This window comes from Cupriavidus sp. Agwp_2 (genome assembly GCF_040784895.1).
Lineage (GTDB): Bacteria > Pseudomonadota > Gammaproteobacteria > Burkholderiales > Burkholderiaceae > Cupriavidus.
In genome coordinates this window covers 100,252-126,574 of record NZ_CP088084.1, presented here as the reverse complement: position 1 = coordinate 126,574, position 26,323 = coordinate 100,252, and the positions used below count along the sequence as shown (strand labels likewise).

Here is a 26,323-nt window from a genome sequence, read left to right as displayed (position 1 = left end):
TTCCTCGCATGACCAGGCATCGCCTTGCCTGGCCACCTCCCGGCTTAAGCGGGAGCGGGCCTTGCCCTGGCCCTTTGGAATGGTTGGCTTGATCCAGCGGATGCGGCGCGGGAACAGTTCGGTGATGGGCACCACGGCAGGCACCACGTTCAGCACCTCAGCGCAGGTAGCGCTCGACCAGCTTGACCCAGTAGGTGGCGGCAAGCGGCAGGCATTCGTCGTTGAAGTCGTAGCCCGGGTTGTGGACCATGCAGCCGCCCTCGCCATCACCGTTACCGACGATCAGGTAGCAGCCAGGACATTCCTCCAGCATGAAAGAGAAATCTTCGCTGCCGGTCAGCGGCACCATGTCGCCGATCAGGCCGCCCTCGCCCAGCCACTCGCGGGCAACCTCGCGCGCCAGTTCCGTGGTCGCGGGGTCGTTGACCAGCACCGGGTAGCGGCGGTCGTAGTGCACCTCGGCACTGGCACCAAAGCTGTCCGCCTGGGCATGCGCCAGCGCGGTGATGCGCGCCTGCAGCAGGTCGCGCACTTCGGCCTTCAGCGCGCGTACCGACAGCCGCAGTTCGGCACTCTCGGGAATCACGTTGGACGCCTTGCCGGCTTCGATCGCGCCGACGGTCACGATGGCCATGTCAAGCGGGTTCACGTTGCGCGACACCACCGACTGCAACGCCATCACCATCGACGCGCAGGCCACCACCGGATCGACCGCCCGATGCGGAACCGCGCCGTGGCCACCGCGGCCCGTCACGCGGATGGTGACGGTGTCCGAGGACGCCATGAACGGGCCGGGCAGGAAGCCGAACTTGCCGGTCGGGTGTCCGGGCATGTTGTGCAGCGCGAACACCGCATCGCACGGGAACAGCCGGAACAGGCCGTCCTTGATCATCTCGCGCGCGCCGCCCATGCCTTCCTCGGCCGGCTGGAAGATCACGTGCAGCGTGCCCCGGAAGGACTTGTGCACGGCCAGGTAGCGCGCCGCGGCCAGTAGCGTGGCAGTGTGGCCGTCATGGCCGCAGGCGTGCATCTTGCCGTCGATCTTGCTCGCATACGGCAGGCCGGTGGTTTCACGGATCGGCAGCGCATCCATGTCGGCGCGCAGGCCGATGGCAGGGCCGTCGCCGTGGCGCAGCGTGCCGACCACGCCGGTGCCGCCCAGGCCGCGATGCACGGCATAACCCCATGCCCGCAGGCACTCGGCCACCAGGTCGCTGGTGGCGAACTCCTCGAAGCCCAGCTCGGGATGGGCATGGATGCGGTGGCGCAGGTCCACCATCTCGGCTTCGATGGCGCGGATGCCGGGCAGGACGGGATCTGGATGCATGGGGTTTCCGGCGTTTTGTGGGGGTGATTGCGGGTGCGATTGCGGGGAATCGGGTGCGGCGATCTTAGGCATCGCCCGCTCGTGCCGATAGCCGCAAAACTGTTACCCTGACAACCTTTGGTTGTCACCCACCCGATCCAGCATGTCGATGAAACTGCACCAGCTCCAGGCGCTGGTCGCCGTTGCCGATGCCGGCAGCATCCGCGCCGCCGCCCGGCTGGCCGGGCTGTCGCAGGCGGCGGTGACCAAGGCGCTGCGCGAACTGGAAAGCGAAGCCCGGCTGCCCCTGCTCTCGCGCACTGCCAGCGGCGTGGCGCTGACCGCGGCGGGACAGCGGATGCTGGGCCATGCCCGGCTGGTGGTGGGCCAGCTCGCACGCGCCAGCGAAGAGCTGGCGACGCTGCGCGGCGAAGGCGTGGGGCGGCTGAGCATCAGCGTCACGCCGTGGGTCATGCTGACGTTCCTGCCGCGCGTGCTGCTGCGTTTTCGCGAACGCATGCCGGGCGTGCAGGTGGAGATCTTCGAGGGCCTGACCGCAGTGGCCTTGCCCCGCTTGCGCGAAGGCACGCTGGACTTTGCCGTGGGGCCGTTCACGGCTGCGATGTCAACGCAGGAATTCGAGTGCGAGCCGCTGCTTGCGTACACCTCGTGCGTGATCGCCCGGCGCGGCCATCCATGCGGGCAGGCGCGCTCGCTGCACGAACTGCTGGAGCAGGACTGGGTCGTCAACTACACCACGGCCAGCTACGAGTCCTTCATGCGCAACCTCTTCTGGCAGCATGATGCACAGATCGACCCGTCTCGGCTGCATTGCGCGCACTCCACCTCGTTGCTGCTGGAACTGATCCGCAATGCCGGCATGATCAGCTACTGCCCCCGGCCGCTGCTGCTGGCCGAGCCGATGCGTGGCTGGGTCCACGCCTTTGCCCTGGAGGAGCAGTTCGAAACCAGCCGGCTTGGCATCATCACACGCCATAACGCGGTGCGCAGTCCCGCGGCGCAGTGCTTTACCGACTGCCTGCTGCAGGAGATCCGGCGGCGCGCGCGCTCGGCGGCGCAGAAGGACAGCGAGTTGTTCGACGAGCTGGACGTGTTGTACTGAGCTCAGGAGCCCGCGGCAGGAAACGGCCGGATCCGTGCAATGCACGCACCCGGCCCGCGCGGTCCTCGCCGGAGATTCAATCCAGCGTAATGTTTGCCTTCCTGATCACCTCGCTCCAGCGCTGAGTCTCGACGCGCACCAGCGCGGCATATTCGGCGCTGGTGCCGGGCATCGGGACGGCCCCCTGGGCTGCAAGGCTCTCGGCAGTTTTCTTCTCTTTCGCGATCCTGTTGATCTCGAGCGAGAGCCGGTCGACGATAGCCTTGGGCGTTCCCGCCGGCGCCAGCACGCCGGACCAGGAGTCGACCACCAGGTCAGGGATGCCGGCCTCCGCCATGGTGGGAACGCCCGGCAACGAAGCCACCCGCCGCGAACTCGCGACCGCCAGGGCGCGCATCTTCCCGCCCTGGATTTGCGGCAGGACATTTGGCAGGTTGACGAACATCAGGTCGATCTGCCCCGCCATGAGATCAACCGCCGCCGGGCCCGCGCCCTTGAACGGCACATGCTCGAAGCTGGTGCCGGTCTTGTGCTGGAACAGCTCCCCGACCATCTGGTTGACGCTTCCGTTGCCGGCGGAGCCCATGAACAGCGGCTTGCCGCCAGATTTGGCATAGGCGACGAAATCCTTGACGGTCTTCGCCGGCACCTTGTTCGAGACCACCAGCACGTTCGGCACGGCGGCAAACAGTGCCACCTGCACAAAGTCCCTGTTCGCGTCGTACGGCAGCTTCTTGTAGATCAGCGGGTGGATGGACTGGTGGCCCGAAGACGCGAGCAGCAGCGTATAGCCGTCAGGCGGCGACTTGGCGACCAGGTCCGCACCCAGCGTGCCGCCCGCACCGGGCTTGTTCTCCACGATGACCTGCTGGCCCAGCGTCTCGGAAAGGCGCTGCGCCAGCACTCGGCCGACCAGGTTGACGGTGCCTCCCGCCGGGAACGGAACGATGAGGCGGATCGGCTTGTCCGGATACGCGGCGGACGCGCCTGGGGCAACGCAAGCAGCGCTTACGGCCGCAATCAGTAACTTGGCGATGAGCTTCATGGGGCTTGGGCAGGAAGTGGATGGATGGATCAGGCCGCTGCCAGGGCGGCGATATCGCGCTTCATCTGGTCGCGCGCCGCATCGAGGCGCTGCCGTGTCGACGTCACCGAAGCCAGCACGGCTTCAAGATGAGCGCGTTGGCGCTCGATGGCAAGGGTCACCTCCGCCGGCGCAGGGCCGCCGTTGCCGCGCGAGTTGATGCTTTCGACGGGGTCCAGGTACTGGCGCAGCCTGGCTTCCGGCCATTCGATCGCGCGGCCGATGACGTCCACCGCCGCGCGGTCGAGCATGGTGCTGGTCACTTCGCCCGCGGACTGGCCGGCATCCAGTGCCATGCGCACCAGGCCGCCCACGACGTGGTGGGCGTCGCGGAACGACAGTCCCGCGTCGGCAACGAGCCCGTCGGCCAGGTCGGTGGCCACGGAAAAGTCGAACCTGACCCGCTGCAGCATGGATTGCCGCTTCGGCTCGACGCTGCCGACGACCAGCCTGAACAGCGCCAGGCAGCGCGCCGTTTCCTCGCAGCACTCCCAGAAGCTGCGGATGCTCTCGCGGCTGCTGTCGCCGGTGTGCGTGAAGTGGGTGCCCTTGACCGCAATCAGCGCGGTCGTCAGCAGCCCGACGACATGGGCGCTCTTGCCGCGCAGGTATTCGAGCACGGCGGGGTTCTTCTTCTGCGGCATGATGCTCGAGGTACTCGCCACGCGGTCGGGGAAGGACAGCAGGCCGAACTCCGGCGTGGACCACACGTAGAAGTCCTGCGCCACCCGACCCCATGTCAGTGCGACGATGGTCATGGCGGACATGGCCTCCCACGCGAAGTCGCGTGACGCCACTGCATCCAGCGTGTTGTGGACCAGCGCACCGAAGCCGAGCGCGGTCGCGGTGACTTGCCTGTCGATCGGGAACCGCGTACCGGCCAGCGCGCCTGCACCCAGCGGCATGGCGTCGATCCGCGCCAGAGCCGCATGCAGCCGGTCCATGTCCCGCCCCAGCGTCTCGGCCACGGCGCTCAGGTAGAAGCCGAACGTGATGGGCTGCGCGGGCTGCAGGTGCGTGTAGCCAGGCATGACGGCATCGGCGAATTCACCTGCGCGTTGCAGCGCCACCCTGCGCACGCTGCCCAGCGCCTCGATGGTGTCGAGGACGATGCTGCGGGCGCGCATCCGGTCGATGGTGGCGGCGATGTCGTTCCGGCTGCGCGCCATGTGCAGGCGTCCGCCGATGTCCCGGCCGCTCACTTCCATCAGCCGGGCTTCATAGTTGAAGTACGGATCCTCGCGGGCGGGATCCAGCGTCACCGCGTCAGGCCCCTCGGCCTCCATCCGCTGCAGGCCGCCTGCCAGCTGCCGTGCGACTTCCGGTGACACCAGGCCGGTCTTGTGCAGCATCAGCAGGTGCGCCTGGTTCACCTCGGTGAGGTAGGCGAATTGTCTCGTGAAGTCGCGCGCAAGGCGCGGACCGTAAATGTGCTCGCAGATTTCCTGGGCAAGCGGCTCGTTGAGCCGGCGGCTGACTTTCGATTCCATGGTTCCGGATACGTTGTGTGGTGAACCCAGTATCGAAGCCAGCGGCATACCGGTCAAATGACAGTTTCACGGGGGCGCATGCATTTTTGATATGGGCATCCGGGAATGCCTGTACCATTGCCGGCATGAACTTCAAGCAGATCGAGACCTTCCGCACCGTCATGCTGACCGGCTCCATGACCGTCGCGGCGAAGCAGTTGCATACCTCGCAACCGAACGTCAGCCGCGTCATCGGCAAGCTGGAAGCGGAGCTCGGTTTCGAGCTGTTCGACCGGTTGCCGGGACGCGTGGTGGCAACCAAGGGCGCCGAGGCGCTGTTCAAGGAAGTGGAACGTGCCTTCGTCGGACTGGACAGCCTGAGCGACTCGGCGCGCGCCATCCGCGACGTCGGCGTCGGCACGCTGCGGGTGGCAGCCGCCGCGTCGATATCGCTGAGCGTGTTGCCGCAGGCAGTCCGGCGCTTCAGCGAAAAGTACCCACAGGTACGCATCGTCTGTGACACCAGCGAGTCCTATGTCATCGCCAACTGGATTGCCACGCAGCACTGCGACATCGGCTTTGTTTCCAACATCTCCGACAAGCCGGGTGTCGTGGCGTCGGTCATACACACCGAAAGCGCCGTGTGTGTCGTGCCGGCGCGTCACCGTCTGGCGAAGAAGAAGCGGCTCGTTCCGGAAGACCTGGCCGGCGAGCGCTTTATTTCCCTGCCCGGCGGAAATACCTCACGGCGTGCGATCGATGCCGTGTTCCGTGACGGCGACCGCATCATGGCGCTCGAAACGCCTTTCGCCGCGACGATCTGCAGGATGGTCAGCGAAGGCCTCGGCGTGAGCCTGGTGAACCCCATCGTCAGCCGGACAATGAAGTTCCCGGGCGTGGTCGCCATCCCGTTCAAGCCCGATATCCCGTTCAGGAGCTACATGCTGCGCGCGCAACTGGCGCCACGCGACACGCACGCCAACCATTTCGCCGCCTGCATGCGAGCGGCCTTCGACGCCGTGTAACGCAGGGCGAGGCTTACTGCCCGCCGACTGTGGCATCGACCCGGTACACCGCCCCACCGGTCGCCGAAGTCCCGCTGTCCGCCAGCACATACAGCGCCTGCGCGGCATCCACGCCAAAGGAATGCTGCCGGGGATCGTGACGTTCCAGTCGACCTGCTCGGCCGCACCGCCATCGCGGAACACAAAACTCAGCAGCTTGCCGGTGCACAGGTCCGAATAAAAGTAGCGCCCTTGCAGCGCAACCAGCGCACTGCCCCGGTACACATAGCCGCCGACGATGGCGCAGCCGCCGGCATCGTGCCCGTACTCGAACACCGGCAGCGTCAGCCCGGCCGTGTCACAGGTGGCGGCGCCCACGCACGCAGTGCCTTCCATGCGGTTCCAGCCGTAGTTCAGCCCGGCGCTGGTGGCCGCCGCGACGTCGACTTCTTCGCGCTGGTTTTGGCCAACATCCGCGATATACAACTGTCCGGCATCGAAGGCGAAGCGCCAGGGATTGCGCAGTCCATATGCCCAGATCTCGCCGCGCCTGCCAGACTGGCCGGTGAACGGATTGCCGGCAGGAATGCCATAGGGCTGTCCGGATGCGCCGCTGGCATCGATGCGCAGCACCTTGCCGAGCAGCACGCCGAGGTTCTGCGCATTGCCGGACGGATCGCCCCCGCCGCCGCCATCGCCAGTGCCGACATAGAGCATCCCGTCGGGGCCGAATGCCAGTTGGCCACCGTTGTGGTTCTGGAAGTTGCTGTGCGGGATCGACAGCAACACCGTACCGGCCGTATCGGCAACGTCGGGATTGCTTGCGGAAGCCTGGTAGCGCGCGACGGTGATGGCGCCGTTGTTATCGGTGTAGTAGACGTAGAAGCGGCCGTTGCTGGCATAGGCTGGGTCAAAGGCCATCGACAGCAGGCCGCGCTCGCCGTCGGTGGTGGTCAGTGCATCGATATCGAGGAAGGGCGTGGCCAGCAGCGCGCCATTGCGTACGATGCGGATGCGCCCTGCGCGCTCCACGATGAACAGGCGCGCGTCGCCCGCGGGCGCGGTGAGATAGATCGGCTCGCCCAGCCCGCCCGCCACCTGCACCAGCGACAGGCGCACCGACCGGGGCGCGCCGTAGACGACGTTTGCCGTAGCCCCGGCCCCGACATCTACCGACTGGGCAGGTTGCTGTGGTTGGTACTGGCTGGTGCCGGCGAGCACATCGGCGGCGCTGATGGTGTAGGTACCGGTGGCGAGATTGGACAGGGTTGCCGACTGGGTGACGGTCTGGCGGTATTGCCCCGGGCCGGTCACCGTGACCGCGGCCGGCGATCCGGCCGGCAGGCCCGTGACCGCCACCGACAGCGTTCCCGGCCCATCCGGCCCATTGCTGCCCCCGGAGCCGTTGCCGGGGTTGCTACCGGTACTGCCGCCATCACCACCACCGCCGCCGCACGCCGCCAGGCCCAGGCAGGCGGCAAGGAACCACTGGCACAGCGAAGATCGTAGTGAGACTGACATGGCACGCTCCTGTCACCCCGGCGCCCGCTGCCACGCAAGAACCGCTCCTTGCCGTGGCAAGCTTCGCCTGCCCTACCCCTTGCCGCCGCGCCACACCTGCAGCGGATCCCAGGCCGGCGCGGCGTCTTCCGGCTGTGGCAAGGCCTGCGCCTGCTCCATCATGGCCTCGGCCCGCGCCTGCAGCTTGTCCAGGCAGCGCGACAGCACGCGCGCCTCTTCGGCGCTCAGGCACGCCGCCAGTTCCCGGTTGAAGGCACGCGCCTGCGCAAAAGCGCGGCGGTAGACCGCTTCGCCTTCCTCCGTCAGCGTGAACGCGGCGGCGCGCCGGTCCGAGCAGCCCGGCACGCGGCTGACCGAGCTGGCGCAAAGCGCCGGCCTGGACAAGGTGCTGGCCAGCCGGGCCGTGCACGCGCTGGTCGAACGCGGGCTAGTGCGGCGCGAGGCGCGTGAGCAGGGTCGGATACGGTGCGCCCCGCCTACCAGGGCCTGATCCAGCAGATCGATGACCGCCTCGGCCTGCTGTGGGACCAGCTGGAACGGCTGGGCCGCTGGCAGGACACGCTGATCGTCTTTACCGCCGACCATGGCGACTTCCTCGGCGACCACTGGCTGGGTGAAAAGGAGCAGTTCTACGACACCGTGCAGAACGTGCCGCTGATCGTCTACGATCCCTCGCCCGAGGCCGATGTCACCCGCGGCAGCGCGCAGCAGAGCATGGTTTCGGCAGTCGACGTGGTGCCGACGGTGCTCGACGCACTGGGGCTGCCGCCAGCCGACCATCGCATCGAGGGCCGCTCGCTGCTCGATCTGACCCGCGCGCGCAATGCGGGCAACTGGCGCGATTTCGTGGTCTCGGAACTCGACTACGCCTACCGCGGCGCACGGGTCGCGCTAGGCCGTCATCCGGGCGAATGCCGCGCCTGGATGGTGCGCGACGCACGCTGGAAATACGTCCACTGACACTGCTTCCGGCCACAGCTGTTCGACCTGGAAAACGATCCGGACGAGTATTTCGACCTGGGCGCCGACCCCGCCCATGAAACCGTGCGCAATGCCATGCGGCTGCGGCTGCTGGACTGGTTCTGCACGCTCAAGCCGCGCGTGACCGTGACCAACGAGGAAGTCGCGGCCAAGACCAACGTGTACAAGCAGGCCGGCGTGTTCTTCGGCGTGTGGTGAACGCGGCGGGTACGGAACCTGCAAACGCATTGGCGTCCGCACTCACCGCACTCCCCCACCCCGCCATGAAACCTGTCACGCTGATTGGCGCCCCCACCGATGTCGGGGCCGGCACGCGCGGCTGCTCGATGGGCCCCGAGGCGCTGCGTGTCGCCGGCCTGGCGCAGGCGCTGGCACGCAACAACCTGCAGGTCGAGGACGCCGGCAACCTTGGCGGCCCCGCCAATCCCTGGCAGCCGCCGCAAGGCGGCATGCGCCATCTCGACGAAGTCGTGGCCTGGAACCAGGCCGTCTACGACGCGTGCCTGGGCACGCTGCAGGCGGGCCGGCTGCCGCTGCTGATGGGCGGCGACCATTGCCTGGCAATCGGATCGATCAGCGCGGCGGCGCGCCATTGCCGCGATACCGGCAAGACCCTGATGGTGCTGTGGCTCGATGCGCACGCCGACGCCAATATCGGCACCACCACGCCCACCGGCAACATGCACGGCATGCCGGTGGCCTGCCTGTGCGGGCACGGACCGGCGCCACTAACCACGCTTGCCGGCGCGGCGCCCGCAGTGGACCGCAGCGCGATCCGGCAGATCGGTATCCGCAGTGTCGATACGGAGGAAAAGCGCCGCCTGCACGAACTGCAACTGGCGGTGTACGACATGCGCTACATCGACGAGAACGGCATGCGCCACACCATGCAACAAGCGCTGGCCGGCATCGACGCGCAGACGCACCTGCACGTCAGCTTCGACGTGGATTTCCTCGACTGCGCGATTGCGCCCGGCGTGGGCACCACCGTGCCGGGCGGCCCGACCTACCGTGAGACCCAGCTCTGCATGGAAATGATCGCCGATACCGGCCGGCTGGCGTCGCTCGACGTGATGGAGCTGAACCCGGCCTGCGACGTACGCAACCAGACCGGGCTACTGGCCGTGGACCTGATGGAAAGCCTGTTCGGCAAATCGACGCTGTGGCGTCCGCCGCCAGCCTGAAAAAGTTGCACGGCGTGCCTGTCGATACTGCAACGGCATGGCCGATACGGCACCCAGGCACCCGCCAGGCCTGCGTGACGGCGCCGCGGCGGGTTGGCGCACGGTGGCGTACCCCTTGCAACACCGGTGATCAGGCCCACCGTTCGGGCCGGCAACCGGAGCGATCATGAAGAACATCTGGATCCTGGTGGCGGATGAATCCGTCGCCCGCGTCTTTGCCTCGCATGGCGACGCCGCCCCGCTGGCGGTGGTCGAAGAGATTACCGATGCCGCCGCGCATGCCGACCGCGCCGACCTGCGCCGCGATGCCTACGGCCGGCGTGGCCAGGCCGCCTCGCAGGGCGATGCCGGCCACCCGGGCGCGCACCAGGTTGGTCCGTCGACTGTCACCTCGTCCGCGGGGGAGGACGAACTGCACCAGGAAGCGCAGCTGTTCGCGCACCGTGTCGCGGACCTCCTCTCGGACGCCCGCAACAAGCAGCGCTATGAAGAACTCGTGCTGATCGCGGCGCCCCGTTTCCTCGGGCTGCTGCGCAAGACCTTGCCCGCTTCGGTCACCGGCGTGGTAACGCGCGAGATCGGCAAGGACCTGATCCACGTGCCCAACAACGACCTGCAGCAGCGGCTGGCCGACGAAGGCGTGGTGCCTGCGCGCCGCGACGAGCGTGTGAATATGGGAAGGGACCGCTGACGACTGGAAACGCGCCACAGAAAAGCGGCCGCCCGCACCCGCCTGCGGTCGGCCGCGCGTGCGGCTGCGCGTGTCAGCGCGCCGTACCGGAACCGCTGGTCGCGCCGCTGGAGCCGCTGGACGTGCCACCAGGGCTGGTGGTGCTGGTCGCGCCGGACGTGCCGGTGGAAGTGCTGCCCGGCGAGCCATAGCCGCTGCGGCTGCGGTTCTGTTCAGACACCGAGCCGGAACCCGACAGCGATCCCGAGCCGCTGGTGCTGCCGGTTGCCGAGCAGCCGGCCAGGATGCCGAGCGAGGCAAGCAATGCAATGCCGATGCGTAGCGTCGTTTTCATGTGGTCCTCCGTCTTGCTGGTTGCGGCCGGCCCTCGCATCGATGCAGGACCGGCCGGCGAGCGCGCTGAAATCGCCGCTCCGCTGCACATGACGCAACTGACGTACCAGTGGAGGTCGGCGATGGCAGGAATGGGGGTTGTGTTGCCGATGCTGCGGCAGGAAAGGACCAGTGTGCGGGATTGCTGCAGTAAGAAGTGCGCGGCGCGGGTAAAACTTACCGCGACTTACTGCGACTGCCCGCGACTGCCCGCGGCTTACAGCGGCTTACCGCGCGGCCAGGCGTTGGCCGCATGTAGTTCAGCGCTTAAAGAAAACCCTGGCTAGCGCTTGAGCGTCCATTTGTACGCGTAGCGGTCCGGGCGGAACAGCAGTTCGGCGCAGAGCAGCGGCGTGCCGTCGATGTCGTATGGCGTGCTGCGCAGCCGCAGCAGCGGCTCGCCTTCGGCCACGCCCAGGCGCCTGGCCACGTCCGCCGGCGCGGCCACGGCGCTCGCCTCCATGGTCGACTCCTTGAAGCGGTAGCCGAGGCGGTTTTCAAGCACCGACATCGCATCGTTGGTCTCCAGGTCTTCCTGCACCATCCGACGCATCAGCGGCTCGCGCCCCAGCAGCGTGAAATACGCTACCGGCGCATCGTCCCAGAAGCGCACGGTCGACACACTCAACACCTTCTCCGCGGGTTCCAGGTCGAGCACGCTCGTCACGAAGGCCGGGGCGCGCACCAGCCTGACCGACGCCAGCTTGCCGTAGGCCAGCTTGCCGCGCGCGCGGGCAGTCTCATAGAAACCGGTCAGCGCCCCCAGGCTCGGCGTATCGGTCGGGCGCGTGACGAAGCTGCCCTTGCCGTTGACCTTCTCGATCAGCCCGGCATTGTGCAGGCCCGACAACGCCTGGCGCACGGTGATCCGGCTCACGGCGAACTCCGTCATGAGTTCTGCCTCGGACGGCAGCTTGGCGCCCGGCCCCAACAGGTTGCGGACGATCCGCTCCCGGATTTCGTTCTCGATCTCTTTGAATCTTGGCAGCGCCACGTTTGTGCTCCGCCTGAAGGCGGACTCCGATGCGGGGGATCAGGGATTATACCTATCATGACAGGTCAGGCAGCAAACCCGGTTGACCTGTTATAACAGGTAATGGCAGTATCGCATCGCCAGTGCATGCCAACGCCCCCGCCTTCCCTAACCGACCCTTCGACCCTTGCATGCGGGCGACTCAGGAGACACACAATTGGAAACCCAGGCAACAACACGGGCCGCCCGCGTAACGGCGGAATTCGACTACATCGTGATCGGGGCCGGCTCGGCGGGCTGCGCCGTGGCCGCAAGGCTCGCCGAAGACCGGCGCGTGACCGTGGCGCTGCTCGAAGCGGGCCCGCACGACCACCACTTTTCGGTCTGGGCGCCCATCGGCTTTGCCAACACGGTGCCCAAGGCCGGGCCGCGCAACTACGCGTACTACACCGAGCCGCAGGCGGGCCTGAACGGCCGCCGTTCCTACCAGCCGCGGGGGCGCGGGCTGGGCGGCAGTTCGTCGATCAATGGCATGCTGTATGTGCGCGGCCATCGCGACGACTACGACCAATGGGCGGCACTGGGTTGCAAGGGCTGGGGCTTTGACGACGTACTGCCCTACTTCCGCCGCAGCGAGCACAACGCCAGGCTGGCCAACGATCCCCTGCACGGCAGCGACGGTCCGCTGCATGTCAGCGACCTGCGCTCGCCCAATCCGTTCTCGCAGCGCTTCGTCGAAGCGTCGCTGCAGGCAGGCATGGCGCCCAATGCCGATTTCAACGGGCAGACACAGGAAGGTGCCGGCCTGTACCAGGTGACGCAGCGCAATGGCGAACGCTGGAACACGGCGCGCGCCTACCTGCATCGCGGCGATGCCGCGGACAAGGCCTTCAACGGCGGCCGCAGCGGCCTGTCGGTGCTGACCGACGCGCAGGCGCTGCGCATACTGTTCGAAGGCAGGCGCGCGACCGGCGTGGAAATCGTGCGAAACGGCGAGAAACAGGTGTTGCGCGCGCGGCGCGAGATCGTGCTCAGCACGGGCGCCTTCAACTCGCCGCAGTTGCTGATGGCTTCCGGCGTCGGCCCGGCGGCGCAACTGCGCAGCCTTGGCATCGACGTGGTCCACGACCTGCCCGGCGTGGGCGAAAACCTGCAGGACCACCTCGACATCATCGTCAACAAGCAACTGCACTCGACCGACCTGTTCGGGCAGACCGCAGGCGGGCTGCTGCGCATGGCGGGCGAGGTCATGCGCTACCGGCGCCACCGCACGGGCATGGTCACCTCCAACTTCGCCGAGGCCGGCGCGTTTATCCGCAGCCGTCCAGAGCTGTCCATCCCTGACGTGCAACTGGTATTCGTGGTGGCGCTGGTTGGCAACCGCAACATGGAGAAGCGCAGCAAGCTCGGCCACGGCTATTCGTGCCATGCCTGCGTGCTGCGTCCCAGGAGCCGCGGCCACGTGCGCCTGCGTAGTGCCGACATGCGTGAGGCGCCGCTGATCGATCCGCGCTTCCTGTCGGCCGAAGAGGACATGGCCGGCATGGTAGCCGGCGTGCGCGCCATCCGCCGCATCTTCGCCCAGCCGGCGCTGGCGAAACACGGTGGCCGCGAACTGCTCACCGACGATTTCGGGCCGGACAACAGCAACGAAGACGCGATCCGCCATTTCATCCGCACGCATGCGGACACCGTCTACCACCCGGTCGGCACCTGCAAGATGGGCATCGACGACATGTCGGTGGTCGATGCCGAGCTGCGCGTGCATGGAATCGACGGGCTGCGCGTCGCCGACGCCTCGGTGATGCCGACACTGGTCGGCGGCAACACCAACGCGCCGGCGATCATGATCGGAGAGAAGGCCGCGGACCTGATCAGGGCCTCGGCCCGCTGAAAACCGTCGCCGCCCGGCTCGTCCGGGCGGCAAACTGCATCCGCAATAGCCACCACAGAGGAGACAACGCATGCAAGCCACCACCCTGAGCCCGGAGGCGTTCCGCGCGCAAGACCCGGCCTCCTGGCCGTTCACCGTGCGCCGTTGCACGCCCACCATCGGCGCCGAAGTCGAAGGCATCGATTTCCGCGAAGCCCTGGATGACGCCACCTACCTGGCGCTGCGCGCCGCGCTGCTCACGCACAAGGTGCTGTTCTTCCGCAAGCAGGCAATCACACCGGCCCAGCATGTGGCCGTGGCGCGCCGCTTCGGTGAGCTCGAAGTGCATCCCATGCTCGGCAACCATCCCGAACATCCGGAACTGGTTGTATTCGGCCGTGACGGCAACCAGCGCGGACGCGAGAATCTCTACCACTCCGACGTCAGCTGGCGCGAGGTGCCGTCGATGGGTTCGATGCTGCGCTGTGTGTCGTGCCCCGAGGTCGGCGGCGACACCATCTGGATCAACATGGCCGCCGCCTATGAAAAGCTGCCCGAGGACGTGAAGGCGCGCATTGCCAACCTGAAGGCGGTGCATGACGCGATGCCTACCTTCGGCGCCGCGATGTCCGAGGAAAGGTATGAGGAGATGCGCGCCAAGTACCCGCCGATGGTGCATCCGGTGGTGCGCACCCATCCGGAAACCGGCGAAAAGATCCTCTTCGTCAACGAGGGTTTCACCACGCATTTCGCCAACTTCGTCAAGGAGCAGCCTTACCGCATCGGCTCGGACTTTCGTCCGGCCGAGCTGGACCTGCTGCAATACCTGTACCGCCAGGCGGCGGCGCCTGAATACCAGGTGCGTCTGCGCTGGCAGCCGGACACCATCGCCCTGTGGGACAACCGCTCCACGCAGCACTACGCGGTGCAGGACTACTTCCCCGCCGTGCGCCACATGAACCGCGCCACCATCATCGGCGACCGCCCGGTATGAGCGGCCCTTTCCCAACGATCCGCGAGACCAACCCGATGAAACTCGTCGACAAGTTCTATATCAATGGCCAGTGGGTGCAACCCGCGCCAGGCGTGACCCAGGCCGACCTGATTGATCCGGCCACCGAGTCGCTGGCGGGCAAGGTTGCCATGGGCACCGCCGCCGACGTGGACCAGGCGGTCGCCGCTGCACGCGCCGCCTTCCCCGCGTGGTCCGCCTCCACCCGCGAGGAACGCATCGCCCTGCTCGAGCGCATCATGGCCGCCTACCAGGCGCGCCTGGGCGACCTGGCGCAGGCGGTGCGGCAGGAGATCGGCGCGCCCATCAGCGTCGCCACCAACCTGCAGGCCGCCATCGGCCTCGCCCAACTGCAGGCCACGGTGCAGGCGCTGCGCGAATTCGAGTTCGAAAGCGAGCGCGGCAAGAGCTACATCCTGCGCGAGGCCATCGGTGTGGCTGCGCTGATCACGCCCTGGAACTGGCCGCTGAACCAGATCGCCGCCAAGGTGGCGCCGGCGCTGGCGGCGGGTTGCACGGTGGTGCTCAAGCCGTCGGAAATCGCGCCACTCGACGCGCAGATCTTCGCCGAGATCATGGATGCCGCCGGCACCCCGCCGGGCGTGTTCAACATGGTCTTTGGCGAGGGCCGCGTGGTCGGCACGGCGCTGTCGGCGCACCGCGATGTCGACATGGTCTCGATCACCGGCTCGACCCGCGCCGGCGTCGAGGTGGCGGTCAGCGCCGCGCCCACGGTCAAGCGCGTGACGCAGGAACTCGGCGGCAAGTCGCCGCTGGTGATCCTGGACGACGCCGACCTGCAGGCCGCCGTGACCAGCGGCGTTGCGCACGTGATGCTGAATTCCGGGCAGACCTGCATCGCGCCGACGCGCATGCTGGTGCCGCGCGCACAGTATGAGCAGGCGGTGCAGATCGCCGCCGCGGTGGCCAACGCGGTCACGGTCGGCGATCCCGCCGATGCGCAGACCAGGATGGGGCCGATCTCGAACCGCGCGCAGTACGAGAAGGTGCAGCGGCTGATCGGCATCGGCATCGAGGAAGGGGCGCGCGTGGCCGCCGGCGGTCCGGGCCGTCCCGACGGGCTCGCGCAAGGCTTCTATGCCCGCCCGACCATCTTTGCCGACGTGCGCAACGACATGACCATCGCGCGCGAGGAGATCTTCGGACCGGTGCTGTGCATGCTCCCTTACGACACGGAAGAAGAAGCCGTGGCCATCGCCAACGATACGGAGTTCGGCCTGGCGGCGTACATCGCGTCGTCCAACCCCGAGCGTACCCGCAAGCTGGCCGCGCGCCTGCGCGCCGGCAGCGTGCGCATCAACGGCGCGACGATGGACATCTCGGTGCCGTTCGGCGGCTACAAGACCTCGGGCAACGGCCGCGAGTTCGGTCCGGAAGGCATTGCCGAGTATCTCGAAACCAAGACCGTCACCGCCTGACCACGCAAAGCGGGGCCCGATCGGTCATGGCCACGCCGCCAAACGAGAGACTGAGGCCTCGGCCGCCAGAAGCGTCACCATGGCGGGCTTCAGCGCACGGCGCAGGTGATGTCGCGCGGGATCCAGGTGCGCGCGTTGTCGGCGCCCGCGCGCGCGAGCACCATGCGGTGGTCGTAGTAGTGCGGCCGGTAGAGGCCGCGCAGCCACTGCACCGGCCGGCCGTCGTTGTCGCGCACCACGCGCAGCACCGATAGCAGCGCGGCGCCCATCGGCTCGTCGAGCAGCGGCGCCACGTGCGCATCGGCCAGGCAGCTGGAAATGCTCTGGTCGGCCTGGCTGATGCGCACGCCGCCGCGCTCCAGCAGCGCCAGCCCCGAGGTCTCCGTGATTGCCTGCGGGCTGAACAGAGGCGCCATCTCAGGCGGGATGTACATGGTCACGCACGACACCGGCCGACCCGCCAGGCTGCGCACGCGCACGATACGCAGCACCGCCTGCAACGGCGGTACGCCGAGCAGCTCGGCGACTTCCGGCGGGCACGGCAGCATGCCGTAGTCGATCAGCCGGATCATGGTTTCGCCGTGATCCTCCAGCAGCCCGTCGGCCAGCCGCCACGCGCGCGCCACCCCTGGCGAACGGCTGGCGTGGTCCTTGTTGACAAAGGTGCCATGCCCGGCGCGCCGGTACACCAGGCCTTCCTTCACCAGTTCGGACAGCGCCCGCCGCATGGTTACCCGCGCTACCTGGTATTGCTCGACCAGCCTTAATTCGGGGGGCAAGCCGGATTGGTCGAAAATGCCGCTGGCAATTTGCTGGCGCAGTATGAGGTAGATCTGGTGATAACGCGGCACAGGTGAATTGGATTTCGCCATGGTCATCGGGAGGTAGCCGGCAAGCCCTTGAAATATTGGGCTTGTCAGGGGGCAATGCGGCTCTTTCAGCCGGTTGCGAACGATATCAAAGGATTTATTGGCACCTCAATGGGACATTGGATGGAACATTTTCACGAGCTTCTGAAATACAACATGGAGACACCACAATTGCGGTTATTTCGGGCGCCCGGGCGATATTCATCAGGTGCTTCACGTGCAAATGTGGGGCCCATGCGGGCGGCCCCCCGGCGCCGCCCTGCCGTGCTTGTCTGACACCAGTAGCCGGCAGCGTCCGACAGCCGCGCGCCACCAGACAGCTATCTTTCAAGGACGGTGCCACGCCTTTTGCCGAAGCGCCCGGCTATGTCGACCATTCCCGACCCCGCTCCCTCCCCATTGCCGCATGCCGCGCCGCCCGCCCCTGCCTCGGGCGAAGGGAGCGTGCGCGTGCCGGACACCGCCGCGCCCGAGGACAGTGCCCCCACGGAAGCGGCCGGATCGGAGGCCCCGGCCGACGGACCGATGGTCACGGTCGCGTCTGCCACGGTGTCGGCGGCGCTGCAGCGTGCCAGCACGGCGCTGGTCGTACTGGCGGTGCTGTTCTCGCTCTACGCCGTGCATATCGCCCGCGATTTCCTCGTGCCGGTCGTGATCGCCATCGTGCTCGCCTACCTGCTCGACCCGCCGGTATGCGCGCTGCAGCGGCTGGGCATGCCCCGCGTGGCGGCCGGCACGCTGGTGCTGCTGGCAGTGCTGTGCGCGCTGCTCAGCGGCGCCTATCTGCTGCAAGGCCAGGTGGAGTCCATCGTCAACAGCCTGCCCGAGGTCGCCAGCAAGCTGTCCCGCTCGGTCGGCGCCCTGCTGAGTGGCGACGATTCGATGTGGCAGAAAGTCCGGCGCGCCGCCACCGTGCTCAGCGGCACCGGGCAGCCGCCGCCGGTGCGCGTGCCGCACGTGGTGGTGGAACACTCGCCCGACCAGATCAACAACATGCTGCTGGCCGGTTCCGTGAGCGTCTTCACCATGGCCGGCCAGGCAGTCGTGGTGGTGTTCCTGCTGTATTTCCTGCTGCTGGCGGGTGACACCTTCAAGCGCAAGTTCGTCAAGATGGTCGGAAATACCATCTCGGAAAAGAAAATCAGCGTGCACATGCTGGACGAGGTCAACCGCTCGATCCAGCGCTACATGGGCATGCTGCTGGTGACCAATGCGGCCCTGGGCGTCTGTACCTGGCTGCTGCTGAAATGGCTGGGGGTCAATAACGCGGGGAGCTGGTCGATTGCCGCGGCGGCGCTGCACCTGGTGCCCTACTTCGGCGCGATGGCGATCGCGGTGTGCCTGGGCATGGTGACGTTCATGCAGTTCGGCACGCTGGGCATGGCTGCGGCAGCCGCGGGCGGGTCGCTGCTGATCGCCACGCTGATCGGCTCGGTCATTACCACCTGGATGACCGGGCGCATGGCCAGGATGAATGCGGTCGCGGTATTCGTCGCGCTGCTGCTGTTCACCTGGCTGTGGGGCGTATGGGGCATGCTCCTCGCCATCCCGCTGATCACCATTGCCAAGGTGGTGGCCGACCATATCGAAGGGCTGGAAGTGGTGGCCGAGTTCCTTGGCGAATAGTCCGTTCGCTTCCCCACCATCCCGTGCCACACCGGCGCAAGTCCCCGCACCTATACTCAACCCACGGATGCTGCACCACAGCATTTTCCTGCTGTGGAATTCGTGCTGGAGGAACCAACATGCCTTTGTGCGAGCTTTGCCTGTCGCAACTGGACCGGCCGGGCCATTTCCCGCCTCACTCGAGCTTGCTGAAGTCGGCGCGTCTGCGCACCACCAGCGGCCAGAATGCCTTCGTGTACCGCTGCGGCGATTGCGGCGAAAGCCTGCTGCTGGCCTCCGCCGACGGCGAGGCGCCGGACCGGTGGACCCGGCTGGACGCCGAGGGCTGGCGCTGAAGCTGCGCCCGGCGCAATCGGCAAGCCAACGCTGTGCTTCGGCCCGCCTTGATCTTGGGCAAATCTGCATTGGATGGGCGGCCGGATAATTTGGCTCAGACGGGCCCTTTCCGCCCGCCCCTCACGCCATGGCCAAGAAATTTCCCCTCCACCCGAGCCATCCCGAGCGCGTCTGCTGGGGTTGCGACAAATATTGCCCCACGGACGCCATGGGATGCGGCAACGGCTCCAGCCGGACGCAGCATCCCATCGAGCTGCTCGGTGACGACTGGCTCGACTACGGCGACTGGGGCATTGACGTCCCTGACACCACTGCGCGCGGACCCGCACCGGTTTAACCGGCCGCGCAACTCCACAAACTGATGATGGCGTCGCGCGGATGCCCGATCACGGGATCGGGCAGTGTCGCACGCGGTGGCGGCAAGAACCACAACGCGGGCGGGATTACAATCGCCTTCAGGCTACCCAGCCCTTCCGCCCACAGCCCCTACCGCTTCCCACCGGAACCATCATGCTGAACCTCCAGGATTCTTCGCTGCTGCGGCAGCAGTGCTATATCGACGGCCGCTGGATCGATGGCGAGCGCCGTATCGACGTGACCAACCCCGCCACCGGCGAACGCGTCGGCCAGGTGCCGCAGCTGGGCGCCGATGAAACCCGCCAGGCCATCGAAGCCGCCAACCGCGCCCTGCCGGCCTGGCGCGCGCGCACGGCCAAGGAACGTTCGGCGCTGCTGCGCAAGTGGTTCGAGCTGATCCTGGCCAGCCAGGAAGACCTGGCGCGCATCATGACCGCCGAACAGGGCAAGCCGATCGCCGAGGCGCGCGGCGAAATCGCCTATGCAGCCTCGTTCATCGAATGGTTTGCCGAGGAAGGCAAGCGGGTCTATGGCGACACCATTCCGGCACCCGCCACCAACCAGCGCATCGTCGTCACCAAGGAGCCGGTGGGCGTATGCGCGGCGATCACCCCATGGAACTTCCCGGCAGCGATGATCACGCGCAAGGCCGGCCCGGCCCTGGCGGTCGGCTGCACCATGGTGCTCAAGCCCGCCTCACAGACGCCGCTGACCGCGCTGGCGCTGGTGGCGCTGGCCGAGCGTGCCGGCATTCCGGCCGGCGTGCTGTCAGTGGTGACTGGCTCGGCGAGTGCGATCGGCGGCGAGATGAGCAGCAACCCGCTGGTGCGCAAGCTGACCTTTACCGGCTCGACCGAAGTGGGCCGCGTGCTGATGGCGCAGACCGCGTCGACCATCAAGAAGGTTTCGATGGAACTGGGTGGCAACGCGCCCTTCATCGTGTTCGACGATGCCGACCTCGACGCCGCGGTGGAAGGCGCGATCGTGTCCAAGTACCGCAACGCAGGCCAGACCTGCGTCTGTGCCAACCGCATCTATGTGCAAGCGGGCGTGTACGAGGCCTTTGCGCAGAAGCTGGTGGCAGCCGTGGCGGCGCTCAAGGTCGGCAACGGCATGGAAGACGGCGTGCGCATCGGGCCGCTGATCGATGACAAGGCCGTGACAAAGGTGGAAGAGCATATCGCCGACGCCGTCGGCAAGGGTGCGCGCGTGCTGCACGGCGGCCAGCGCCACGCGCTCGGCCATTCGTTCTTCCAGCCGACCGTGCTGGCCGATGTCGCGCCCGGCATGCTGGTCGCGCGCGAGGAAACCTTCGGGCCGCTGGCGCCGCTGTTCCGCTTCGAGACCGAGGATGAAGTCGTGGCGATGGCCAACGACACCGAATTCGGCCTGGCCAGCTACTTCTATGCGCGCGACCTGGGCCGCGTCTGGCGCGTGTCGGAACGGCTGGAGTACGGCATGGTCGGCGTCAACACGGGGCTGATCTCGAACGAGGTGGCGCCGTTCGGCGGCGTCAAGCAGTCGGGCGTCGGCCGCGAGGGTTCGCACTACGGCATCGAGGATTACCTGGTCATCAAGTACACCTGCATGGCCGGGATCTGAAGCCGCGGCGGCGCGCCGCTCAGCGCGCGCCGCCGCGCTTGCGCCCGCCCTGCGCCCGCCCTGCACCCGCCCTGCCCCCTTGCCGCGCTGATCTCGCAGCGGGGCCCACGGGGCTATTCCGGCGAGCAGGCCGAGCGGAAGCGCTCGATCTGGTCGTGGAAGCGCTGCATCTGCTCGAACTGGTAGCGGGCATGGTCCGCGCTGTATGGCCTGCCTAACTCATGCAGCGCGCCGTCGGCGGCCCGCGACAGCCCTTCCAGCACCTGTGCCAGGGCCCTCCCTTCCACGCTGCGATGCCGGCGCAGGCGCCACGACAGCGCTTCCTGGCCCTGGCCGAACAGGCTCTGGTCGAGATGGCCGAGCCGCTCGGCGGCGGCCTGCGCTTCGTGCAGCGCCGCCAAATAGGCGCACACCGCCGACAGCCGCTGGTTCATCTCGCCGCCGCGGCACAGCAGTTCGCTGGCACACCTGCGCAAGCGCTCCGCCGCGCCGTGCTCGCCCGCCGGCGGGCCGTCGGGCACATACGTGCCGAGCGGCCGCACCGACAGCGCCAGCCCCGGTGGCAGCACACTGGTGCAATGACTGGCCAACTGGCGCTGCAGCGCGCCGTCGAGTTCGCAGCAGGCCGCCACGTCGGCCTCGACATAGAAGTCCAGTGATGCCTGCCGGCCGTGCTCGCTGGAAACCACCGTGCGCACCGGCTGGTGCCCCGCCTGTGCGAGGACGCGGAGCGCGGCTTCGATGGAGCGCTGCGCGTTGCCGTCCCCCGGCAGCGCGCCGACCAGGGCCGGCACGTGCGGCATGCCGGTGATTTCGGTGCGGGTCCGCAAGAAGGCGCCCGGCCGGCTCGCGGTGCCGGTCAGGCGCAGGCTGGTCTCGACGTAGTTCAGGGCCGTACCCGTCATCAATGCCTCCGTGGTTGGTTGCGGTGCCCGTGTCGGGCGGTGGCGCGGCGCGCGCCGGGGATGGGCGTGGACTGGCCGGGGATGGCCATCAGGGCGCCCCGTCGGCAGACTGCGAAGCCATCACGATCGCCGCATGCAGGGCCTGCAGCGGGTGCCGCGCCTCGGGCGCCGTCAGCGATGCCAGCAGCTTGCAGTCGTCCAGCCGGAAGCGGCACAGCAGCAGGCTCGAACGCGCCAGCGACATCATCTGTGCGGGGGTCAGCGCGGCGAGCGCGTGCCCCAGTTCCTGCCGCATGCCAAGCCGGAACAGCGCCTCGGCTTCGTGCTGGCGCAGCAGGCGCTGCGCCAGCAGCAGGTATGACAGGTTCAACTGCTGGATATCGCGCAGGATGTCGGTGCCGGCAACGCCGCGGCTCATCCCGTCTGGCGTCGTGCCTGCGATCGCGTCCGCGGCGTCCGGGTGCGCAGGCTTGCGCGTCATTGGACGGGTGCCGCGCTATCGGCAGCGGTGTCCGTGGCGGTGTACGCCGAGATCGTAGGGCGTTCGGCGATGGCGCGCAGCGCGGGCTTGTCCAGCAGCTCGACGCAACGGTGCCGTACGCGGATCAGCCCGATCTCGGCCAGCCGCGAAAACTGGCGGCTGACTGTCTCCAGTGTCAGGCCGACATAGCTGCCGATCTCTTCGCGGCTCATGCGCAGGATGAATGCCGATGACGAAAAGCCGCGCGCCGCAAAGCCGTCGGCCATCCACAGCAGGAATGTCACCAGCCGCTCCTCGGCGGTCATCAGCGCCAGCATGGTCTGCATGGCCCGCGCGCGCTGCGCCTGGCAGTCGAGCGCCAGGAACAGCAGGCCGGCCAGCGCGGGCGCGGCGGCTGTGGCGACGCCCCGCAGGTCGACCGCGATCATGCACAGCATGGTGTCTTCCAGCGCCGTGGCATACGACACGTAGCGCGTGCGCGCCAGGCTGTCGAGCCCGACCAGTTCGCCGGGAAAATGGAAGCCGACCACCTGCGTGCGTCCGTCTTCGGTACTGACATGCGTCTTGACCGTGCCGACGCGGACCGCATAGAGCGCGGTGACCGGATCGCCGATCAGGTACAGCGGCTGCCCCTTGCGCAGACGGACGCTGCGCTGCGGCCCGCCCGCGGGATGCGCGTGCTGCACCAGGCTGGCCGCATGGCAGCCCCGCGCCTGGGGGCAACTGTGGCAGCACGGCTGGGCGTCGGGCGGCGCGGACCGCTCGCTGGTAGGTGGCAATTGCATCGTCTCGTGACAAAGATTGACGGCGTAAAGAACTTGTGACCCATTCTATGAATCGCACATCGCGTAACAATCTGTATATTCCGAATCATCATCGCGAAGCTTCCGACCGCGCCGGCGCGGCGGTCGCCTGCTTCGGCGCGGAGCGCGGTATCCTTATGTGACGCGCAGCGCCGTGCCGCGAGCGCGCATATCCGGACCACGCCGGCGGCATGCCGGCATGCATGCGAACCTGAATTCGCCATGAAAAAAGCCCCCGCCGGCCCTGATGGCCCGGCCGCAGGCGCGTCGCCCGGCGAGCAGCGGGCCGAGGCGTCCCCCGACGCACCCTACCGGACCCTGGTCGAGGCCGTGCAGGACTACGCCATCTTCACGCTCGACGTGAACGGGTATGTGTCGAGTTGGAACAAGGGCGCGGCACGCATCAAGGGCTATACGCGCAAAGAGATTCTGGGCAAGCACTTCTCTACTTTCTACACGCCCGATGCGGTGGCACGACACTGGCCAGATGCCGAACTCAAGGCCGCCGCCGAGCTCGGACGCTTCGAGGACGAAGGCTGGCGCCTGCGCAAGGACGGCAGCCGCTTCTGGGCCAATGTGGTGATCACGGCGCTCAGGGACGCCGACGGCAAGCTGATCGGCTTCGGCAAGGTGACGCGCGACATGACCGCGCAGCGCCGCACCGCCGAAGCGCTGCGCCAGAGCGAGGAAACGCTGCGGCTGCTGGTGGAAGGCGTGAAGGACTACGCGGTGTTCATGCTCGATCCCGCCGGCAATATCGTCAGCTGGAATTCCGGCGCCTCATACATCAAGGGCTACCGCCGCGACGAGATCCTGGGCCGGCATTTCTCGGTGTTCTACCCGCCCGACGACGTTGCCGCCGGCAAGCCGGCGCGGTTGCTCGAACAGGCCCGGCGCGGCGGCCGCGTCGAGGACGAAGGCTGGCGCGTGCGCAAGGACGGCTCGCTGTTCTGGGCCAACGTCACGCTGACCGCCGTCTACGACGAATCGCGCGCGCTGCGAGGCTTTGCCAAGGTCACCCGCGACATGAGCGAGCGCCGCCGCCACGAGGAACTGGAGCGCTCCAGCCAGCGCATGAGCGAATTCCTGGCCACGCTGTCGCATGAGCTGCGCAATCCGCTGGCACCGGTACACAGCGCGCTGGCGGCGATGCGCCTGGCACCCGGCGACGCGGCGCTGGCAGACAGGGGCCTGAGCCTGATCGAGCGCCAGGTCACGCACCTGAGCCGGCTGGTCGACGACTTGCTCGACATCGGCCGCATCACCTCGGGGCGCATCGAGCTGCGCACCGGAACGCTGGAATTCAACGAAGTGATCGCGCTCGCCATCGAGGCGGCACGGCCGTCGCTCGATGCCAAGTCGCAGCGCGTCGCGGTGCAGACCCATGCCGCGTCGATCCGGATGCACGCCGACAAGACCAGGCTGGTGCAGGTGATGCAGAACCTGATCCTGAACGCGTCGAAGTTCTCGCTGGCGCAGACGACCATCAGCATCGTCACCGCCGTACAAAACCGTACCCTTCTGGTACAGGTGATCGACCAGGGCCGCGGCATCGCGCCGCAATCGATGGAAGACATCTTCAACATGTTCGTGCAGGAAAGCCGCCCCGGCACCGATACGCAGGGCGGGCTGGGCATCGGCCTGTCGCTGTGCCGCGCGCTGGTGGAGCTGCATGGCGGCACCATTGCCGCCGCCAGCGCCGGTCCTGGCATGGGCAGCACCTTCACGCTGCGCCTGCCGCTGCCGGTGGTGCATGAAGCCGCCACGCCGCAACCTCCGGGACGTGCCGCAGCCGGCAGCCCGGCCAGCGCCGCGCTGCAGACACAGCGCATCCTGCTGGTCGACGACAACCGCGATGCCGCCGACAGCCTTGCGATGCTGCTGGAAATGTGCGGCCACGACGTGACCATTGCCTACGATGGCGCCGAAGCGCTGCACGTGGCGCCGCGCTGCCGCCCGCATATCGCGCTGATCGACCTGGCCATGCCGGGCATGGACGGCTTCGAGGTGGTGCGCGCCATGCGCGGCGTGGCCGGCACCGAACACACCCGCTACGTCGCGCTGACCGGCTTCGGCCAGCCCGCCGACCGGCAGCAGAGCGAGCGCGCGGGGTTCGATGCGCACCTGGTCAAGCCGGTGGAGCTGGAAACGCTGTTCGGCACCATCGCCCGGCTGCAGCGGCCCGAATAAGCTGCACCGCGACCGCCCGCTGCACGCGTGCAGGCGGCGGAAGGCCACCTTCGCCAAAGCCAAACCCGCGCCTGCGCGCACTGCGACACACTGAGGCCCGTTCCATCGCCAATAAACAGATGAAGGAGACAGCGATGCAGGGTTGGATCAGGCGCGCAGCCAGCGGGCTGCTGTTCGCATTCGCCGCCACCGCGGCAGGCACGGTACTGGCGGATTACCCGGACAAGCCGGTCCGGCTGGTGGTGCCCTTTCCGCCCGGCGGCGCGACCGACCTGCTGGCGCGCGAAATCGGCAATGCCCTGTCGGCGCGGCTGCACCAGCCGGTGGTGATCGACAACCGGCCCGGCGCCGGCGGCAACCTGGCGGCTATCGCCGTGGCGCGCGCCCCGGCCGACGGCTACACGCTGCTGTTTGGCACCTTTGGCTCGCTCGCGGTCAACAAGAGCCTGTATGACAAGCCGGGCTACGACCCGCTCAAGGATTTTGCTCCGGTAGCCTCCGTGGCCTACCTGCCCAACGTGCTGGTGGTACACCCCTCGGTGCCGGCGCGCAACGTGCAGGAACTGCTGGCGCTGGCGCGCAAGGAGCCGGGCAAGCTGACCTACGGCTCGTTCGGCAACGGCTCGTCTTCGCACCTGGCAGGCGAGCTGTTTACCCACCTCGCCGGTGTCAATATCGCGCATATTCCGTACAAGGGCAGCGCCGCGTCGATGACCGACCTGATCGGCGGCCGCATCACCATGATGTTCGACAGCGTCTCCACCGCGCTGCCGTATATCCGCGACAACCGCGTGCGCGCGCTGGCGGTGACCACGCAGAAGCCCTCGGACCAGTTGCCGGGCGTGCCGACGCTGGCCGCCGCGGGCGTGCCCAACTATGAACTGACCGCGTGGTTCGGCGTGGCCGCGCCGGCCGGCACGCCCAAGCCCGTGATCGACCGGCTCAACGGCGAGATCGTTGCCGCGCTGAAGCAGCCGGAGCTGTCGGCAAAGCTGGCCAGCCAGGGCACGGTGCCGTTCCCGGCCACGCCCGCGCAGTTCGGCAGCTATATCCGCGCGCAGTACGAGAAGTGGGACGGCCTGATCAAATCCGCCAATATCCGGCTGGACCAGTAACCGGCTG

The 26,323-nt window shown here is 67.7% G+C and carries 23 protein-coding genes and 3 pseudogenes; 15 read left to right on the top strand and 11 right to left on the bottom strand.

Annotated elements, in window-relative coordinates; genetic code table 11:
• Positions 1–157: 157 nt before the first annotated feature.
• Entirely contained in the window at positions 158–1,327 is a 1,170-nt protein-coding gene (locus LPA45_RS18405) for a M20 aminoacylase family protein (RefSeq protein ID WP_116321421.1), read from the bottom strand.
• A gap of 142 nt (positions 1,328–1,469) precedes the next feature.
• Between LPA45_RS18405 and LPA45_RS18400 the strand changes: the two genes are divergently transcribed.
• On the top strand, positions 1,470–2,429 hold the full coding sequence (locus LPA45_RS18400) for a LysR substrate-binding domain-containing protein (protein WP_317921610.1): 960 nt from the start codon (positions 1,470–1,472) through the stop codon (positions 2,427–2,429).
• A gap of 76 nt (positions 2,430–2,505) precedes the next feature.
• Here LPA45_RS18400 and LPA45_RS18395 read toward each other — a convergent pair whose 3' ends face one another.
• Together LPA45_RS18395 and argH are read right to left on the bottom strand one after the other, a co-directional pair.
• On the bottom strand, positions 2,506–3,474 hold the full coding sequence (locus tag LPA45_RS18395) for a tripartite tricarboxylate transporter substrate binding protein (protein ID WP_116321422.1): 969 nt from the start codon (positions 3,472–3,474) through the stop codon (positions 2,506–2,508).
• 29 nt (positions 3,475–3,503) lie between these two features.
• Positions 3,504–5,003, bottom strand: a complete 1,500-nt coding sequence (argH, locus tag LPA45_RS18390; RefSeq protein ID WP_116321423.1) for an argininosuccinate lyase — start codon at positions 5,001–5,003, stop codon at positions 3,504–3,506.
• 125 nt (positions 5,004–5,128) lie between these two features.
• Here argH and LPA45_RS18385 point away from each other — a divergent pair, with 125 nt between their 5' ends.
• The gene (locus LPA45_RS18385) at positions 5,129–6,007 is read left to right on the top strand and encodes a LysR substrate-binding domain-containing protein (protein ID WP_116321424.1); all 879 of its coding nucleotides are present in this window, start codon (positions 5,129–5,131) and stop codon (positions 6,005–6,007) included.
• Positions 6,008–6,226: 219 nt separating this feature from the next.
• Here the strand turns inward: LPA45_RS18385 and LPA45_RS18380 are convergent.
• Positions 6,227–7,507, bottom strand: a pseudogene (locus tag LPA45_RS18380) (PQQ-dependent sugar dehydrogenase); the annotation flags it as partial.
• 72 nt (positions 7,508–7,579) lie between these two features.
• Positions 7,580–7,891, bottom strand: a complete 312-nt coding sequence (locus LPA45_RS18375; protein ID WP_376790696.1) for a MarR family winged helix-turn-helix transcriptional regulator — start codon at positions 7,889–7,891, stop codon at positions 7,580–7,582.
• Between LPA45_RS18375 and LPA45_RS18370 the strand changes: the two are divergent.
• From LPA45_RS18370 to LPA45_RS18355, 4 genes and pseudogenes are all read left to right on the top strand, one after another.
• Positions 7,839–7,967, top strand: a pseudogene (locus LPA45_RS18370) (MarR family transcriptional regulator); the annotation flags it as partial. The gene LPA45_RS18375 and the pseudogene LPA45_RS18370 sit on opposite strands and share 53 nt — an antisense overlap.
• Positions 7,964–8,686 (top strand): annotated as a pseudogene (locus tag LPA45_RS18365) (sulfatase-like hydrolase/transferase); the annotation flags it as partial. The pseudogenes LPA45_RS18370 and LPA45_RS18365, both read left to right, overlap by 4 nt.
• A gap of 65 nt (positions 8,687–8,751) precedes the next feature.
• Positions 8,752–9,672 carry an arginase gene (rocF, locus tag LPA45_RS18360; protein ID WP_317921611.1) on the top strand — a complete coding sequence of 307 codons (921 nt, stop codon included), beginning with the start codon at positions 8,752–8,754 and terminating at the stop codon, positions 9,670–9,672.
• A 166-nt stretch (positions 9,673–9,838) separates the two neighbouring features.
• The gene (locus LPA45_RS18355) at positions 9,839–10,363 is read left to right on the top strand and encodes a host attachment protein (protein WP_116321427.1); all 525 of its coding nucleotides are present in this window, start codon (positions 9,839–9,841) and stop codon (positions 10,361–10,363) included.
• A 73-nt stretch (positions 10,364–10,436) separates the two neighbouring features.
• Here the strand turns inward: LPA45_RS18355 and LPA45_RS18350 are convergent, their stop codons facing one another.
• Both LPA45_RS18350 and LPA45_RS18345 read right to left on the bottom strand, forming a co-directional pair.
• The gene (locus tag LPA45_RS18350; RefSeq protein ID WP_158577691.1) at positions 10,437–10,697 is read right to left on the bottom strand and encodes a hypothetical protein; all 261 of its coding nucleotides are present in this window, start codon (positions 10,695–10,697) and stop codon (positions 10,437–10,439) included.
• A gap of 321 nt (positions 10,698–11,018) precedes the next feature.
• Entirely contained in the window at positions 11,019–11,729 is a 711-nt protein-coding gene (locus LPA45_RS18345) for a GntR family transcriptional regulator (RefSeq protein WP_116321428.1), read from the bottom strand.
• A gap of 196 nt (positions 11,730–11,925) precedes the next feature.
• Between LPA45_RS18345 and LPA45_RS18340 the strand changes: the two genes are divergently transcribed.
• The 3 genes from LPA45_RS18340 (at position 11,926) to LPA45_RS18330 (ending at position 16,032) form a co-directional block, all read left to right on the top strand.
• The gene (locus LPA45_RS18340; RefSeq protein ID WP_317921613.1) at positions 11,926–13,602 is read left to right on the top strand and encodes a GMC family oxidoreductase; all 1,677 of its coding nucleotides are present in this window, start codon (positions 11,926–11,928) and stop codon (positions 13,600–13,602) included.
• Between the two features lie 70 nt (positions 13,603–13,672).
• A complete protein-coding gene (locus LPA45_RS18335) occupies positions 13,673–14,575 on the top strand; it encodes a TauD/TfdA family dioxygenase (RefSeq protein WP_116321430.1) in 903 nt (300 codons plus the stop codon).
• A 35-nt stretch (positions 14,576–14,610) separates the two neighbouring features.
• The gene (locus LPA45_RS18330; protein ID WP_317921654.1) at positions 14,611–16,032 is read left to right on the top strand and encodes an aldehyde dehydrogenase family protein; all 1,422 of its coding nucleotides are present in this window, start codon (positions 14,611–14,613) and stop codon (positions 16,030–16,032) included.
• An 89-nt stretch (positions 16,033–16,121) separates the two neighbouring features.
• Here the strand turns inward: LPA45_RS18330 and LPA45_RS18325 are convergent, their stop codons facing one another.
• Positions 16,122–16,910 carry a GntR family transcriptional regulator gene (locus LPA45_RS18325; protein ID WP_317921614.1) on the bottom strand — a complete coding sequence of 263 codons (789 nt, stop codon included), beginning with the start codon at positions 16,908–16,910 and terminating at the stop codon, positions 16,122–16,124.
• A 357-nt stretch (positions 16,911–17,267) separates the two neighbouring features.
• Between LPA45_RS18325 and LPA45_RS18320 the strand changes: the two genes are divergently transcribed.
• From LPA45_RS18320 to gabD, 4 genes are all read left to right on the top strand, one after another.
• Positions 17,268–18,527 carry an AI-2E family transporter gene (locus LPA45_RS18320; protein ID WP_116321431.1) on the top strand — a complete coding sequence of 420 codons (1,260 nt, stop codon included), beginning with the start codon at positions 17,268–17,270 and terminating at the stop codon, positions 18,525–18,527.
• Positions 18,528–18,646: 119 nt separating this feature from the next.
• Positions 18,647–18,862, top strand: coding sequence for a hypothetical protein (locus tag LPA45_RS18315; protein ID WP_116321432.1), 216 nt, complete (start codon positions 18,647–18,649; stop codon positions 18,860–18,862).
• Between the two features lie 128 nt (positions 18,863–18,990).
• On the top strand, positions 18,991–19,200 hold the full coding sequence (locus LPA45_RS18310) for a DUF3079 domain-containing protein (protein WP_116321433.1): 210 nt from the start codon (positions 18,991–18,993) through the stop codon (positions 19,198–19,200).
• A 173-nt stretch (positions 19,201–19,373) separates the two neighbouring features.
• A complete protein-coding gene (gene gabD / locus LPA45_RS18305; protein WP_317921616.1) occupies positions 19,374–20,822 on the top strand; it encodes an NADP-dependent succinate-semialdehyde dehydrogenase in 1,449 nt (482 codons plus the stop codon).
• 113 nt (positions 20,823–20,935) lie between these two features.
• Here the strand turns inward: gabD and LPA45_RS18300 are convergent, their stop codons facing one another.
• The 3 genes from LPA45_RS18300 to LPA45_RS18290 all read right to left on the bottom strand — a co-directional run bounded on the left by LPA45_RS18300 (position 20,936) and on the right by LPA45_RS18290 (position 22,993).
• A complete protein-coding gene (locus LPA45_RS18300; RefSeq protein WP_317921617.1) occupies positions 20,936–21,727 on the bottom strand; it encodes a hypothetical protein in 792 nt (263 codons plus the stop codon).
• A gap of 88 nt (positions 21,728–21,815) precedes the next feature.
• Entirely contained in the window at positions 21,816–22,208 is a 393-nt protein-coding gene (flhD, locus tag LPA45_RS18295) for a flagellar transcriptional regulator FlhD (RefSeq protein WP_317921618.1), read from the bottom strand.
• Positions 22,205–22,993, bottom strand: coding sequence for a helix-turn-helix domain-containing protein (locus LPA45_RS18290; RefSeq protein ID WP_317921619.1), 789 nt, complete (start codon positions 22,991–22,993; stop codon positions 22,205–22,207). The genes flhD and LPA45_RS18290 overlap by 4 nt, the downstream gene beginning before the upstream one ends.
• Before the next feature lie 240 nt (positions 22,994–23,233).
• On the opposite strand from LPA45_RS18290, the gene LPA45_RS18285 reads away from it, so the two are divergent.
• Both LPA45_RS18285 and LPA45_RS18280 read left to right on the top strand, forming a co-directional pair.
• The gene (locus LPA45_RS18285) at positions 23,234–25,201 is read left to right on the top strand and encodes a PAS domain-containing sensor histidine kinase (protein ID WP_317921620.1); all 1,968 of its coding nucleotides are present in this window, start codon (positions 23,234–23,236) and stop codon (positions 25,199–25,201) included.
• 134 nt (positions 25,202–25,335) lie between these two features.
• Entirely contained in the window at positions 25,336–26,316 is a 981-nt protein-coding gene (locus tag LPA45_RS18280; RefSeq protein ID WP_116321437.1) for a tripartite tricarboxylate transporter substrate binding protein, read from the top strand.
• The last annotated feature ends 7 nt before the right edge of the window (positions 26,317–26,323 follow it).

What these genes read in the sequence shown, in the direction of transcription:
- LPA45_RS18405 (WP_116321421.1), bottom strand. Translation starts at nt 1,327, where the DNA reads ATGCATCCAGATCCCGTCCTGCCCGGCATCCGCGCCATCGAAGCCGAG.
- LPA45_RS18400 (WP_317921610.1), top strand. Translation starts at nt 1,470, where the DNA reads ATGTCGATGAAACTGCACCAGCTCCAGGCGCTGGTCGCCGTTGCCGAT.
- LPA45_RS18395 (WP_116321422.1), bottom strand. Translation starts at nt 3,474, where the DNA reads ATGAAGCTCATCGCCAAGTTACTGATTGCGGCCGTAAGCGCTGCTTGC.
- argH (WP_116321423.1), bottom strand. Translation starts at nt 5,003, where the DNA reads ATGGAATCGAAAGTCAGCCGCCGGCTCAACGAGCCGCTTGCCCAGGAA.
- LPA45_RS18385 (WP_116321424.1), top strand. Translation starts at nt 5,129, where the DNA reads ATGAACTTCAAGCAGATCGAGACCTTCCGCACCGTCATGCTGACCGGC.
- rocF (WP_317921611.1), top strand. Translation starts at nt 8,752, where the DNA reads ATGAAACCTGTCACGCTGATTGGCGCCCCCACCGATGTCGGGGCCGGC.
- LPA45_RS18355 (WP_116321427.1), top strand. Translation starts at nt 9,839, where the DNA reads ATGAAGAACATCTGGATCCTGGTGGCGGATGAATCCGTCGCCCGCGTC.
- LPA45_RS18350 (WP_158577691.1), bottom strand. Translation starts at nt 10,697, where the DNA reads ATGAAAACGACGCTACGCATCGGCATTGCATTGCTTGCCTCGCTCGGC.
- LPA45_RS18335 (WP_116321430.1), top strand. Translation starts at nt 13,673, where the DNA reads ATGCAAGCCACCACCCTGAGCCCGGAGGCGTTCCGCGCGCAAGACCCG.
- LPA45_RS18330 (WP_317921654.1), top strand. Translation starts at nt 14,611, where the DNA reads ATGAAACTCGTCGACAAGTTCTATATCAATGGCCAGTGGGTGCAACCC.
- LPA45_RS18325 (WP_317921614.1), bottom strand. Translation starts at nt 16,910, where the DNA reads ATGACCATGGCGAAATCCAATTCACCTGTGCCGCGTTATCACCAGATC.
- LPA45_RS18320 (WP_116321431.1), top strand. Translation starts at nt 17,268, where the DNA reads ATGTCGACCATTCCCGACCCCGCTCCCTCCCCATTGCCGCATGCCGCG.
- LPA45_RS18315 (WP_116321432.1), top strand. Translation starts at nt 18,647, where the DNA reads ATGCCTTTGTGCGAGCTTTGCCTGTCGCAACTGGACCGGCCGGGCCAT.
- LPA45_RS18310 (WP_116321433.1), top strand. Translation starts at nt 18,991, where the DNA reads ATGGCCAAGAAATTTCCCCTCCACCCGAGCCATCCCGAGCGCGTCTGC.
- gabD (WP_317921616.1), top strand. Translation starts at nt 19,374, where the DNA reads ATGCTGAACCTCCAGGATTCTTCGCTGCTGCGGCAGCAGTGCTATATC.
- LPA45_RS18300 (WP_317921617.1), bottom strand. Translation starts at nt 21,727, where the DNA reads ATGACGGGTACGGCCCTGAACTACGTCGAGACCAGCCTGCGCCTGACC.
- flhD (WP_317921618.1), bottom strand. Translation starts at nt 22,208, where the DNA reads ATGACGCGCAAGCCTGCGCACCCGGACGCCGCGGACGCGATCGCAGGC.
- LPA45_RS18290 (WP_317921619.1), bottom strand. Translation starts at nt 22,993, where the DNA reads ATGCAATTGCCACCTACCAGCGAGCGGTCCGCGCCGCCCGACGCCCAG.
- LPA45_RS18285 (WP_317921620.1), top strand. Translation starts at nt 23,234, where the DNA reads ATGAAAAAAGCCCCCGCCGGCCCTGATGGCCCGGCCGCAGGCGCGTCG.
- LPA45_RS18280 (WP_116321437.1), top strand. Translation starts at nt 25,336, where the DNA reads ATGCAGGGTTGGATCAGGCGCGCAGCCAGCGGGCTGCTGTTCGCATTC.